Consider the following 13,172-nt stretch of genomic DNA (forward strand, 5'->3'; position numbering starts at 1 on the left):
GGACCATGAACTTCGCACCTGAAACGTCGATCGACATCGCCTCCGCCGTCAACCGCGCCACCGCGCCGGCGGCCGAAGCCAAGCTCAAGGTCGAGAAGCTGAACTTCTTCTACGGCGACAACCACGCGCTGAAGAACATCAATTTCGAGATCCCGGAAAAGCGCGTCACCGCGATGATCGGGCCCTCGGGCTGCGGCAAGTCCACGCTGCTGCGCATCTTCAACCGCATGTACCAGCTCTATCCCGGCCAGCGCGCGGAAGGGAAGATCCTGTTCGACGGCGCGGACCTGCTGAGCAAGGATCTCGACTCCACCGTGGTGCGCTCGCGCATCGGCATGGTGTTCCAGAAGCCGACGCCCTTCCCGATGTCGATCTACGACAACATCGCCTTCGGCGTGCGCCTGCATGAGCGCCTCTCCAAGGCGCAGATGGACGAGCGTGTCGAGTGGTGCCTGCGCAAGGCGGCGATCTGGGAGGAGACCAAGGACCGGCTCCACACTTCCGCGCTCGGCATGTCCGGCGGCCAGCAGCAGCGCCTGTGCATCGCCCGCACCATCGCGGTGCGGCCGGAAGTGATCCTGCTCGACGAGCCCACCTCGGCGCTCGACCCGATCTCCACCTCGAAGATCGAAGATCTGATCGACGAGCTGAAGCAGGAATTCACCATCGTCATCGTCACCCACAACATGCAGCAGGCGGCGCGCTGCGCCGACATCACCTCGTTCTTCTATCTCGGCGAGCTGATCGAGGTCGCCGCGTCGAACGAGATTTTCACCAACCCGCGCGAAGCCCGCACCCGCGACTACATCACCGGCCGGTTCGGTTGAGCCCGCGACGAGAGAGGCCTGCCCCATGACCGAACATATCGTCTCGTCATTCGACACCGACCTCAAGGAACTCGGCCGCAGCGTCGTCGAGATGGGCGGACAGTCCGAGCGCCTCGTCGCCGATTCCGTGCAGGCGCTGGTCAAGCGCGACACGGAACTGGCGCAGAAGGTGATCGTGCTCGACGGTCCGGTCGACCTGCTGCAGCGCGAGATCGAGGAAAAGGCGGTGCTCATCATCGCCCGTCGCCAGCCGCTGGCCGGCGACCTGCGCGAGATCGTCGCGGCGATGCGCATCGCCAATGATCTCGAGCGCATTGGCGACCTCGCCAAGAACACCGGCAAGCGTGTGCTCGCCCTCACCGGCGAGTTCCACCCGCAGAAGCTGGTGCGCGGCGTGGAGCACATGTCCACCATCGTGCTCGAACAGCTCAAAGTGGTGCTCGACGCCTATGCCACCCGCGACGAGACGCGGGCGCTGGAAGTCTGGCAGCGCGACGGCGAGGTCGATGTGCTCTACACCTCGCTGTTCCGCGAACTCCTCACCTATATGATGGAGGATCCGCGCAACATCTCGCTGTGCACGCATCTGCTGTTCTGCGCCAAGAACATCGAGCGCATCGGCGACCACGCGACCAACATCGCCGAGACCATCCACTATCTTGTGACCGGCCAGCTTCTCACCGAGGAGCGTCCCAAGCAGGACACCAGCAGCCTGACCAGCGTCGCGTTCCCGGCCTGACGCCGGCGACCCGCGACCGCTCGGGAACGACATCATGCCCACCAACATACTGATCGTGGAGGATGAGGAGCCCCTCACCCTCCTGCTCCGCTACAATCTCGAATCCGAAGGCTATTCGGTCGATAATGTCGGGCGGGGCGACGAGGCGGAGACAAGGCTGCGCGAAAGCGTGCCGGACCTCCTCATCCTCGACTGGATGCTGCCCGGCCTCTCCGGCATCGAACTGTGCCGCCGCCTGCGCGCCCGGCCGGAAACCGAGCGGATGCCGATCCTCATGCTCACCGCCCGCGGCGAGGAGACCGAGCGCGTGCGCGGTCTCGCCACCGGTGCGGATGACTATGTGGTGAAGCCGTTCTCCGTCCCCGAGCTGGTGGCCCGGGTGCGGGCGCTGCTGCGCCGCGCCAAGCCGGAGCACATCTCCACCTTGCTGCGGGCCGGCGACATCGAGCTCGACCGCGAGACCAAGCGCGTGCACCGCGCCGGGCGGGAACTGCATCTCGGCCCGACGGAATTCCGCCTGCTGGAATTTCTCATGCAGTCGCCCGGCCGGGTCTATTCGCGCGAGCAGTTGCTCGACGGCGTGTGGGGGCAGGACGTTTATATCGACGAGCGTACGGTCGATGTGCATGTCGGCCGGCTGCGCAAGGCGCTCAACCGTCCGCGCCAGCCGGACCCGATCCGCACCGTGCGCGGCTCCGGCTATTCCTTCAACGAGATGTTCGCCCGCGCGCACTGAGCGCGGGCGAGCCGCCGGCCGGTCACCGCCCGCCGCCTCAGGCTGTGCGTGCCGGCGCGGCGCGGTAGTGCGCCTCGATTTCCAGCAGGCGCTGCTTGCGCCACAGCCCGCCGCCATAGCCGGTGAGGGCGCCGTCAGTACCGAGCACACGGTGGCAGGGGATGATGAGCGCGAGCTGGTTGGCGCCGTTCGCCCGCGCCACGGCGCGGATGGCGGAGGGCGCGCCGATCCGGCGGGCGATGTCGGCATAGCTCGCCGTCGCGCCGGCCGGTATGCGCCGCAGTTCCGCCCAGACGGCGCGGGTGAAGGCGCTGCCGTCGAGCGCGACAGGCGTGGCAAACTCCGCCGACCGGCCGGCGAAATAGGCCGCGAGTTCGGCGCGGATGCTCTCCGTTGGCGCATAGCTGCCGATCCCCAGCTCCCCCTTCGCGCCCTTGCGCAGCCGGGTGATCTCCGCCGGCAGGCCGCGCCGCTCAACGAATTCGAGCAGGTGGAGATGGGTGGCGCTGGAAATCGCGATCATGTCGCCGAGCGGCGTGCCGATCCAGTCGGCGAGCAGCCGCCCCTCGCCGGCGATCTCGCCCGGTGCGCAGCCGATCAGCCGGGCGAAGGCGGCGCGGAAGGCGCTGGCGGACTGGAAGCCGGCCTCCTGCTGCGCGGCGATGACCGATCCGCCGAGCGCCAGCGTCTCGAAGCCCTCGCGCAGCCGCCGGTGCCGGGCCATGTCGAGAAAGGTCATGCCGAATTGCCGCTTGAAGGCACGGCGGACGGTGGAGAGGTCATAGCCCATGCGGGTGATGTCGTCCTCGCCGAAGCGATAGGCCGGGCGCGCGTCGAGCGCGGCGAGCAGCGCCGCGATCATCGGGTCCGCCTCAGCGGCGGGCCGCAGCGGATGGCAGCGCTTGCACGGGCGGAAGCCAGCTTCGATGCAGGCGCCGATGGTGGGGCGGAAGCTGCAATTCTCGATCAGCGGCTTGCGCGCCGGGCAGGTGAGCCGGCAAAAGATGCCCGTCGTGGCGACGCAGACATAGGCGCGCCCCTCATAGCGCGCGTCACGCGCCAGCAGCGCCTGATAGAGCGTGGCGGCGTCCGGCAAGGTGAGGTCGAACAGGTCGTGCAGGGTTTCGGTCGGCATGGCCCGACGCTAGCACCGCGCCGGCACCGGCGCCGCCGGAAAACGGGCGGTTATTTTCCCGGCGCCCTCAACTTTCCGGCTGGTTGTGCCCCTTCTTCGGCCAGTTATGCGAGAGCACAAAGTCGGAGATGCGCGGGGCGATTTCGGCGCGGAAGCGCGAGCCGTTGAACACGCCGTAATGGCCCACGGTCGGCTGCAGGTAATGCGCCTTCATGTCGTCGGCGAGCCCGGAGCACAGGGTTTGCGCCGCCCGCGTCTGGCCGATGCCGGAAATGTCGTCATTCTCGCCCTCGACGGTGAGCAGCGCGACATTGCGGATCTTCGACGGATCGACCCTGGCGCCGCGATGGGTCATCAGCCCGCGCGGCAGCGCATGGTCGATGAACACGGTCTGCAGCGTCTGCAGGTAATATTCCGCCGGCAAATCCATGACCGAGAGATATTCGTCGTAGAACTCGCGGTGCTTGGCGGCGGAATCGCCGTCGCCCTTGACGAGGTGGCCGAACATGTCGGCATGGGCTTTCAGATGGCGCTCCAGATTCATCGCCATGAAGCCGTGCAACTGGAGAAAGCCGGGATAGACCTGCCGCATCACCCCGGCATTGGGCCAGGGCACGGTGGTGATGACATTGCGCTGGAACCACTCGATGCCGCGCTCTTCCGCGAAATGGTTCACCGCCGTCGGGCTTTCGCGCGTGTCGATCGGCCCGCCCATCAGCACCATGGAAGCCGGCACGTCGGGGTCGCCCATCTCTTCCATCCGCGCCACGGCGGCGAGCACCGGCACGGCCGGCTGGCAGACCGCGAGCGCATGCACCCCGCCACCGAGATGGTGGAAGATGTCGATGACGTAGTCGATATAGTCGTCGAGGCTGAACGGCCCCTCCGACACCGGCACGTTGCGCGCGTCCACCCAGTCGGTGATGTAGACATCGTGATTGGTCAGCAGGGTCTGCACCGTGCCGCGCAGCAGCGTCGCGTAATGGCCCGACAGCGGTGCGACGATCACCATGCGCGGCTGCGGCCGGCGCGGCTTCTGCGCGAAGTCGCGGCGGAAGTGCAGCAGCTTGCAGAAGGGCCGCTCCCACACGGTCTCGATCTCGACCGGCACGCTGACGCCGCCGACGCTAACCTCGTCAATGCCCCATTCCGGCTTGCCATAGCGCCGCGTCGTCCGCTCGAACATTTCCAGCGAGGCCGACATGGTCTTGCCGAAGCCGGTATGGCTCAGCGGGTTGGCCGGGTTGCGGTAGAACAGCCGCCCGGCATCGGCCATGACCCGCAGCGGGTCGAGCGCGGCATGGCCGAGTTCGAACATCCAGTACATCGGCCGTGTCAGGGCCGAGGCCACCTCCAGCGTCGCCTCGGGCGAGGCTACCGCTTCCGTCGCATCGGGCATATCGCCGAAAACGCCGATCGCCATGCTGTCCTCCGTCGTCCGCGCCGCTTTGGTACCGTCCCCGTGATCGGTCCTCGCTGGCCGTTCTTGTGCATTGCAGCATAAATAGGCTCTTTCACGCCCGCGTCAACGCGACTCCACCCTCGCATGACAGCTTCACGAAAGGCTATAGAGGGCCGCGCCCGTCCGCGAACGGTGCGCGCAGGGGCCGTTTCATGTCGCTTTCCCTCGATCATCCCATTGGCGAGCGCTTTTTCGGGCTGCGGCTGGATACGCTCATCCGCCTGCGCTGGCTGGCGATTTCCGGCCAGACCGTGGCTATCGTGGTGGTGCAGTGGCTGCTGGGATTCTCGCTGCCCATCGGCGCGAGCCTTGCCGTGGTGGCGCTGTCCGCCTGGCTCAATCTGGCGCTTCGCCTGCGCAATCCCGGCGCGCGGCGGCTGTCGGATGTGGAGGCGGCATGGCTGCTGGCCTATGATATCCTGCAGCTCGGCGCCCTGCTGTTCCTCACCGGCGGGCTGTCCAACCCCTTCGCGCTGCTGTTTCTCGCCCCCGTGCTGATCTCGGCGACGGCGCTGTCGCCGCGCACCACCATTCTGCTCGGCGTGCTGGCGGCACTGTGCGCGGCGCTGGTCGGCTTCTGGCACATGCCGCTGCCCTGGGCGGCGAGCAGCGCGCTCGGCGAGGTGCCGGAACTGCCGACGCTCTATCTCGTCGGCATCTGGCTGGCGCTCGCCATCGCCATCGCCTTCATGGGTGTGCATGCCTGGCGGGTGGCGGAGGAAACGCGCGAGCTGTCCGAGGCATTGGCAGCCACCGAGCTGGTGCTGGCGCGCGAGCAGCACCTCTCCGCGCTTGACGGACTGGCGGCGGCGGCGGCGCATGAACTCGGCACGCCGCTCGCCACCATCACCGTGGTGGCGAAGGAACTGGCACGTTCGCTGCCGCCCGACAGTCCGCTGAGCGAGGACGTCAAGCTGGTGAGCGAGCAGGCCGAGCGCTGCCGCGCCATTCTGCGCCGGCTCACCACGCTGGATTCCGGCGAGGCGCCTTTCGACCGCATGCCGATCTCACATCTGCTGGAGGATGTGGTGGCGCCGCACCGCAATTTCGGCATCACCATCGCCGTCACCCTGCCCAATGGCGCCCCGGGCGAGCCGATCATCGCCCGCAATCCCGGCCTGCTCTACGGCCTCGGCAACATCGTCGAGAATGCCGTCGATTTCGCCGAAAGCCGCGTCAACATCGTTGCCAGCTGGAGCGAGGAGGAGGTGACGATCTCCGTCACCGATGACGGGCCGGGCTTTCCCATCGAGCTGCTGGACAGCATCGGCGCGCCCTATGTCACCAGCCGGGGGCGCAACCGCTGGAAGCGCGGCGCGGAATCGGAAGGCGAGGACCAGAACGGCCTCGGCCTCGGGGTGTTCATCGCCAAGACGCTGCTGGAGCGCACCGGCGCCGCGCTCACCTTCGTCAACCGCCCCCCGCCGGCGCATGGCGCCTCTGTCGGCGTGCGCTGGCCGCGCGGGCTGATCGACATATCAGGTGATCGTGAAGCGGAGAGCGACACCGGCGTGGCCGCACGGCCGTAGAAGGGGTTGCGACATTTTGATCTCGCTGCCCATGGGGTATAAGCTTGATCAAAAGTCGAATTGGCGACGCATCGCCGCGCGGGCCCGCCCGCCGGGGCGAGGCCGCAGCCGGCACAATGGAAAGCGTTGAGATGCTCGATACCGCCATGGAACCGCAGGACCGCACGCTGCTCATCGTCGATGACGACCGGCCGTTTCTGCAGCGCCTCGCGCGGGCGATGGAAACCCGCGGCTTCATGGTGACCACGGCCGAGACCGTGGCCGATGGGCTCGCCAGCGTCGAAGGCAGCGCGCCCGCCTATGCCGTGGTCGACATGCGCCTCGGCGACGGCAACGGCCTCGACGTGATTTCCGCCCTGAAGCGCCGCCGGCCGGAAGCGCGCGGCATCATCCTCACCGGCTATGGCAACATCGCCACTGCCGTGAACGCGGTGAAGATCGGCGCCGTCGACTATCTCGCCAAGCCGGCCGATGCCGACGACATCTGCGCCGCCCTCAACGCGCAGGGCGACTACAAGCCCCAGCTACCGGAAAACCCGATGTCGGCCGACCGGGTGCGCTGGGAGCATATTCAGCGCGTCTATGAGCTGTGCGGCCGCAATGTCTCGGAAACCGCCCGGCGCCTGTCCATGCACCGCCGCACGCTCCAGCGCATCCTCGCCAAACGCGCGCCGCGCTGACGCGGGCCGTCGCGGCGCTCTACGCAAAACTCCGCTAGGCCGGGGGAGGGCGGGCTTCTAGGTTCAGGTTCACGCAACGTCAGCGAGCGCCCCCGACCGATGAACGATGCCGCGTCCCGCCCGTCCGCCCCGCCCGCCGCCGAGTGGCATGCGCTTCCCCATGAGGAGGTGGCCGGCCGGCTCGGTGTCACCAGCACCGGGCTGACGCCGGAAGAGGCGCAGGCCCGGCTCAAGGCGCATGGGCCGAACGCGCTGCCCGAGCCGCCCGGCCGTCCGCCGCTGCTGCGCTTTCTCGCCCAGTTCAACAATGCGCTGATCTATTTCCTGCTGGCCGGGGCGAGCGCGGCGCTGGTGCTCGGCCATTATGTCGATGCCGGGGTGATCGTCGCTGTGGTGCTGGTCAACGCGCTGGTCGGCTTCATCCAGGAAGGCAAGGCCGAGCAGGCGCTGCGGGCGATCCGCAACATGATTTCCCCGCATGCCCATGTACTGCGCGCCGGCGGGCGGCAGCGCGTCCATGCCCGCGATCTCGTTCCCGGCGATCTCGTGCTGCTGGAGGCCGGCGACCGGGTGCCGGCCGATACGCGGCTCATCCGGGCGCGCGGCATGCTGATCGACGAGGCGATCCTCACCGGCGAATCGGTGGCGGCGGTGAAGAACGAGGCGCCGGCGCCGCCGGAGGCCCCGCTCGGCGACCGGCATTCCATGGCCTTTTCCGGCACCACCATCGCCGCCGGGCAGGGGGCCGGCATCGTCGTCTCCACCGGACCCCATACCCAGATCGGCCGCATCGGCCGGCTGATCGCCGAGGTCGAGCCGCTGGCGACGCCGCTGCTGCGGCAGGTGGACGCCTTCGCGCGCCGCTTCACCTGGCTGGCCATCGCCAGCGCGGCGGCGCTGTTCCTGTTCGCCGTCGCGGTGCGCGGCTATGGCTGGAGCGAAGCGCTCATCGCCGTGGTGGCACTGGCGGTGGGGGCGGTGCCGGAAGGGCTGCCGGCGGTCATCACCATCACGCTGGCCATCGGCGTGCGGCGCATGGCCCGCCAGCACGCCGTCATTCGCCAGTTGCCGGCAGTGGAGACGCTGGGGGCGACCTCGGTGATCTGCTCCGACAAGACCGGCACGCTGACCCGCAACGAGATGACGGCGCGCCGGCTGGTGGTCGCAAGGCCCGGCCAGCCGGAGATCGCCGTTTCCGGCATCGGCTATGACCCGGCCGGCGCGCTCGGCTGGGACAGGCCGGGCGACGCGGCCGATCCCGCCGACGCGGCCGCTTGGCTGCTGCGCTGCGGCCTGCTCTGCAATGACGCGCATCTCCACGCCGAGAATGGCGTCTGGCGGGCGGAGGGCGACCCGATGGAGGGCGCGCTCGTCACCCTCGCCGTCAAGGCGGGGCTCGATCCGGCCACCGAGCGCGCCGCCTTCGCCCGGCTCGACGAGATTCCCTTTGATGCCGCCTATCGCTTCATGGCCAGCCTGCATCGCAGCCCGGAGGGCGAGGCGGTGCTGTTCGTCAAGGGCGCGCCGGAGGAGGTGCTGCGCCTGGCCGGCCTGTCCGGCGACGGCGCCTGGGAGGCGGCGATCGACCGGGCGGCGGCGGCGGGCGAGCGGCTGCTGGGCTTTGCCATGAAGCGGCTTGCCGCGGCGCCGGCGCGTCTCTCCTTTGCCGATATCGGCGAGGGGTTCAGCTTTCTCGGCCTCGTCGGCTTCATCGACCCGCCGCGCCCGGAAGCGGTGGCCGCCATCTCCGAGTGCCGCAGCGCCGACATCGGGGTGAAGATGATCACCGGCGACCATGCCGCCACCGCCGGCGCCATCGCCCATCAACTCGGCCTCGCCGAGAACCCGGTGGTTGCCACCGGGGCGGAGGTGGACGCGGTCTCCGACGCGGACCTCGTCGCCATGGCGACGCGCACCAGCGTGTTCGCCCGCACGAGCCCGGAAAACAAGCTGCGCATCGTGCGGGCGTTGCAATCCACCGGCGCGGTGGTGGCGATGACCGGCGACGGCGTCAATGACGCGCCCTCGCTCCGGCAGGCGGATGTCGGCATCGCCATGGGCCGCAAGGGCACGGAAGCGGCCAAGCAGGCGGCGGAAGTTGTGCTGCTCGACGACAATTTCGCCTCCATCGTCGCGGCGGTGAAGGAGGGACGCACCGTCTATGACAACATCCGCAAGATGATCGCCTGGACACTGCCGACCAATGGCGGCGAGGTGCTGGCGGTGATCGGCGCCATTCTGTTCGGCCTCGCCATGCCGATGTCGGCGGCGCAGATTCTCTGGATCAATCTCGCCACCAGCGCCACGCTGGGCCTCGCTCTGGCCTTCGAGCCGACCGAGCCGGGGGTCATGGAGCGCCCGCCGCGCCCGCCGCGCGCCGGTCTGCTCACCCGCTTCATGCTGTGGCGGGTGGTGCTGGTCTCGGTGCTGTTCACCCTCATCTCTTTCGCGGTGTTCTTCCACTCGCTGTGGCGCGGGCAGGAGCTGGAAATGGCCCGCACGCTGGTGGTCAACACACTGGTGGTGATGGAGATTTTCTACCTGTTCAATGTGCGCTTCCTGCACATGCGCTCGCTGACCTGGCGCGGCGCGCTGGGCACGCCGGCGGTGCTGCTGGCGCTGGCCGCCGTGGTGGCGGGGCAGTTCGCCTTCACCTATCTGCCCGTCATGCAGGCGATCTTCGACACCCGCCCGGTCGCGCTGCTCGACGGGGTGATGATCATCGCCATCGGCGTCGGGCTGATGGTCGTGCTGGAAGGCGAGAAGCTGCTGCTGCGGCGGCTCGGCATCTTCACCGCAGCGGAGATGTAGGCTGGCGCGCCTCAGCCTGCCGGCGCGTCGCGATGTTCGATGCGGGCGGCGAGCGCCGGCGCGAGGCCCGTCGTCGGCTTGGCCGGCGGGCGGCTGAAGCGGCCGCGCGACGGCTTGCGCGGGGCGAGGGTGATAAGGCCCTCGGCCATCTTCACCGCCGCGACGATGGGATCGACCACCGGCACGGGCACCTGCGCCCGCAGGCGCGGCGCCATGCCGGCGAGCGGCGCTCCGCCGAGGATCACCACATCCGCGCCATCCTCCTCCACCGCCTCGCAGGCGAGCGCGACGATGGCCTGCTCCATCTCCGCCTGAACATTCTCAATGGCGGAGAAGGGCAGGCTGCGCGCGCGGATGCCGGCGCAGCGGCCGGAGAGGCGGTAGGCGTCGACTGTGTCCTGGTACCAGTTGGCCATGGTGGTGGTGAAGGTGACGATGCTGAAGCGCTGGCCGAGCGTGCAGGCGGTCAGCATCGCCGCTTCCGCCATGCCGAGGATGGGCAGGTCGAACAATTCGCGCGCCGGCAGCAGGCCGGGGTCGCCGAAGGCGGCGATGATGGCGGCGTCGTAGCCGCCCTGGTGCTCGGCCAGCATTTCCAGCGTCATCGCCCCGGCAAGCTGGGCCTCGGTGCGGGAGGCGATATAGGGCACGCCGTGCGGGGCGGTGAGGCCGGTGAGCACCGTGCCCGGGGCAACAGCGGGGCGGGCGGCGGCGAGCAGCATCTGCGTCACCGCGTCGGTGGTGTTGGGGTTGAGCACGAGAAGGCGCACGGGGTGAATCCTTAGGCAGCGGCCCCGGCGGTGGCGGCGAGCCGCGCCAGCACGCCAGTGCTCGTGTGCATGACATGGGCGGCGAGCAGCCGGCCGGCGGTGTCGGGCTGGCGCGCTTCCAGCGCCGCGAGAATGGCGCGGTGTTCCTCGATGGATTCGGCCCAGCGCGCATGGGTGCCGAGGGCGAAATAGCGGGCCCGTTCGGCGCGGGCGAACAGCCAGCCATGCATTTCCACCAGCGTGGCATTGTGCGCGCCGGCGAGAATGGCGCTGTGAATGGCCTGGTTGACCGCGAAATAGGCGGCGAGGTCGCCGGCGCGGTAATGCGCTTCCATCGTCTCCTGCAGATCGCGCAGATGCCCGAGTTCGCGCGCGCTCAGGCGCTGCGCGGCATATTCGGCGGCGATGCGCTCGACATTGCTCAGCGCCTCGAACAGCTCGGTGATGTGGGTGGCGTCGAAGGGCGCGATGCGGGCGCTGCGGTTGGGGCGCAGCTCCACCAGCCCCTGCGCCGCCAGCATCTTCACCGCCTCGCGCAGCGGGGTGCGGGAAATGCCGAGGCGCGCGCACAGATCCGCCTCGACGATCGGTGCGCCCGGCGCCAGCGCGCCGGTGACGATCATCTCCCGCAACTGGCGGCCGGCCTGGGCGTGTAGCCCGGCGCGGCTGAGCCGTTCCGTCGCCGAACCTTCGACCGGGCGCAGCTTGCGCGGGCGTCCTCGCTTGCGTGGTGTGTCCATCCGTTCCGTCCCCCCGCCGATCCTAGCACGCAGGCGCGCCGGGATAAGCAGCCCCAACGCTGCAATTATAGTCACATTCTGACGTAGGAATAGGCGCTTGGAGTAAATTGTATTCAACATACAAAAAATCATTGCGCCGGGGCTCCACCCGTCTTTTACTCCCCCTCAGGCGCGGTTCGGCTGCCGCTTCGCAGGAAGAGACAGCCCGGTGCCGCAGGCCGCCCGGAGCGGAGACCTGCTCCGGCGGGAATGGGCAAGCGCGAAGGGGAATGAGCGTGTTCAGCTCATTTCTTGGTCAGAAGCGAAGGTTTTTTGGCGCTTATTTGCGCTTGGCCGCCTGTATTGGCCTCGTATAGTGCGGATGTTTTCGCCGCACCTGTGGTGTAGCGCAGGGCGAAAATGCTCTTTCGGGTTGGCGTGCCCATCATCGTGATCCCGTCTGCGGGTTCCGTTGCTGCGGCATGCAACCGTAGCGGCGTGATCTACAGTTCGACAACGAACGGGCTGTAAGGCGGGGTCGTATCGGTTCTCAAGATCCGGAGGGGATCATGTGTGATCGTGACGGCACCTTCTATCGTAACTTCTCGCGCCGCAGCTTCCTGAAGACCTCGGTCGCCGGCGCGGCGGCGACCATCGCGCTGCCGGCCGGGCTGGCGAGCCTGCTGGCGCCGAACGCGGCGCGCGCTGCCGAGACCACCATCAAGGCGACGCACGGCTCCGGCTTCTGCAATATGGGCATCTTCCTCGCCAAGGAGCGGGAACTGACCAAGGCCGATGGCGTCGATCTCGAATTCGTCGTCACCCCGTCGAACACCGAAATCACCACCATGTTCGGTGCCGGTCTCGTCGACATGTCGATGATCCCCTATTCCAACTTCATGACGCTCTACGACGCCGGCGCGCCGGTGAAGATCGTCGCCGGTGGCGGCGTCGAAGGCTGCATGATCGTGGCCAAGGAAGGCATCAATTCCGCCGCCGACCTCAAGGGCAAGACCTTCGGCACCTTCCAGGCCGACACGCTGGAAGTGCTGCCTTATGATTACCTGAAGAAGGCCGGCCTTTCCTTCAACGACGTACAGATCAAATATCTCGACACCTCGCCGGAACTCGCCCAGGCCTTCATGGCCGGCGCCATCGACGCCATCTGCCACATCGAGCCCTATGCCTCGCAATGCGTGCTCGGCCGCAAGGGCGCCAAGGTGCTCTCCGACGGCACCGACGTCTATGGCAAGGGCTATTCGGACTGCGTGCTCGCCGTCCGTACCCCGCTGCTGGAAAGCAACCCGGCGGCGGTGAAGGCGGTGATCAAGGCGCTGATGGTCGCCCAGTCGCAGGCCGAGGCGGACAAGCAGGCCGCGCTCAAGGACACGGTCGGCAAATACTACAAGACCAGCATGGAAGCGGCCGAGGACGCCTCCAACAAGCAGCCCATCGTGGTCGACCAGCGCAGCCAGACCCAGTTCATCATCGACCGCGGCCAGTCGATGATGGAGCTCGGCTACGTCAAGAAGCTGCCCGACCAGGGCGCGTTCGACTGGAGCCTGCTGGAGACGGTGATCGCCGCCAACAAGCCGCTTTATGACAGCCTCAAGCTGAAGTCGGCCTGAGCCCGGCGGCCCTCTTCCCATGGGGAGAGGGCTGAGGCGCTGGGGTCTGCCGCCGTCCAACGCGGACCCCCGCCCTTGCTGAGCCTTCCACGGGCGCCACGCGGGCCCGTGGGCGTGCCATCCGGGGCCCGGGTTC

General features: G+C 68.3%; 11 protein-coding genes. 7 read left to right on the forward strand and 4 right to left on the reverse strand.

The window, feature by feature from the left end; translation table 11 throughout:
* Positions 1-5: 5 nt before the first annotated feature.
* From pstB to phoB, 3 genes are read left to right on the forward strand one after another with little or no spacing between them, the layout of a single operon-like run.
* Complete coding sequence (gene pstB / locus AAC979_RS19290; RefSeq protein ID WP_371348503.1) at positions 6-827, forward strand: phosphate ABC transporter ATP-binding protein PstB; 822 nt, start codon at positions 6-8, stop codon at positions 825-827.
* Positions 828-852: 25 nt separating this feature from the next.
* Positions 853-1,566 carry a phosphate signaling complex protein PhoU gene (phoU, locus tag AAC979_RS19295; RefSeq protein ID WP_371348504.1) on the forward strand — a complete coding sequence of 238 codons (714 nt, stop codon included), beginning with the start codon at positions 853-855 and terminating at the stop codon, positions 1,564-1,566.
* A 34-nt stretch (positions 1,567-1,600) separates the two neighbouring features.
* Complete coding sequence (gene phoB, locus AAC979_RS19300) at positions 1,601-2,302, forward strand: phosphate regulon transcriptional regulator PhoB (RefSeq protein WP_018388729.1); 702 nt, start codon at positions 1,601-1,603, stop codon at positions 2,300-2,302.
* Between the two features lie 37 nt (positions 2,303-2,339).
* On the opposite strand, the gene AAC979_RS19305 is transcribed toward phoB, so the two are convergent.
* On the reverse strand, positions 2,340-3,437 hold the full coding sequence (locus tag AAC979_RS19305) for a bifunctional transcriptional activator/DNA repair enzyme AdaA (protein ID WP_371348505.1): 1,098 nt from the start codon (positions 3,435-3,437) through the stop codon (positions 2,340-2,342).
* Between the two features lie 67 nt (positions 3,438-3,504).
* Positions 3,505-4,860, reverse strand: coding sequence for a polyhydroxyalkanoate depolymerase (locus AAC979_RS19310; protein ID WP_371348506.1), 1,356 nt, complete (start codon positions 4,858-4,860; stop codon positions 3,505-3,507).
* A gap of 191 nt (positions 4,861-5,051) precedes the next feature.
* Between AAC979_RS19310 and AAC979_RS19315 the strand changes: the two genes are divergently transcribed.
* The 3 genes from AAC979_RS19315 to AAC979_RS19325 all read left to right on the forward strand — a co-directional run bounded on the left by AAC979_RS19315 (position 5,052) and on the right by AAC979_RS19325 (position 9,919).
* A complete protein-coding gene (locus AAC979_RS19315; protein ID WP_371348507.1) occupies positions 5,052-6,428 on the forward strand; it encodes an ActS/PrrB/RegB family redox-sensitive histidine kinase in 1,377 nt (458 codons plus the stop codon).
* Positions 6,429-6,544: 116 nt separating this feature from the next.
* Positions 6,545-7,108, forward strand: a complete 564-nt coding sequence (locus tag AAC979_RS19320; RefSeq protein ID WP_371348508.1) for an ActR/PrrA/RegA family redox response regulator transcription factor — start codon at positions 6,545-6,547, stop codon at positions 7,106-7,108.
* 99 nt (positions 7,109-7,207) lie between these two features.
* On the forward strand, positions 7,208-9,919 hold the full coding sequence (locus AAC979_RS19325) for an HAD-IC family P-type ATPase (protein ID WP_371348509.1): 2,712 nt from the start codon (positions 7,208-7,210) through the stop codon (positions 9,917-9,919).
* Positions 9,920-9,930: 11 nt separating this feature from the next.
* Here the strand turns inward: AAC979_RS19325 and AAC979_RS19330 are convergent, their stop codons facing one another.
* Positions 9,931-10,689, reverse strand: coding sequence for an aspartate/glutamate racemase family protein (locus tag AAC979_RS19330; protein ID WP_371348510.1), 759 nt, complete (start codon positions 10,687-10,689; stop codon positions 9,931-9,933).
* 11 nt (positions 10,690-10,700) lie between these two features.
* Positions 10,701-11,429, reverse strand: coding sequence for a GntR family transcriptional regulator (locus AAC979_RS19335; RefSeq protein ID WP_371348511.1), 729 nt, complete (start codon positions 11,427-11,429; stop codon positions 10,701-10,703).
* A gap of 548 nt (positions 11,430-11,977) precedes the next feature.
* Between AAC979_RS19335 and AAC979_RS19340 the strand changes: the two genes are divergently transcribed.
* The gene (locus tag AAC979_RS19340) at positions 11,978-13,036 is read left to right on the forward strand and encodes an ABC transporter substrate-binding protein (RefSeq protein ID WP_371348512.1); all 1,059 of its coding nucleotides are present in this window, start codon (positions 11,978-11,980) and stop codon (positions 13,034-13,036) included.
* Positions 13,037-13,172 lie beyond the last annotated feature (136 nt).

This window comes from Ancylobacter sp. IITR112, assembly GCF_041415945.1.
GTDB lineage: Bacteria > Pseudomonadota > Alphaproteobacteria > Rhizobiales > Xanthobacteraceae > Ancylobacter.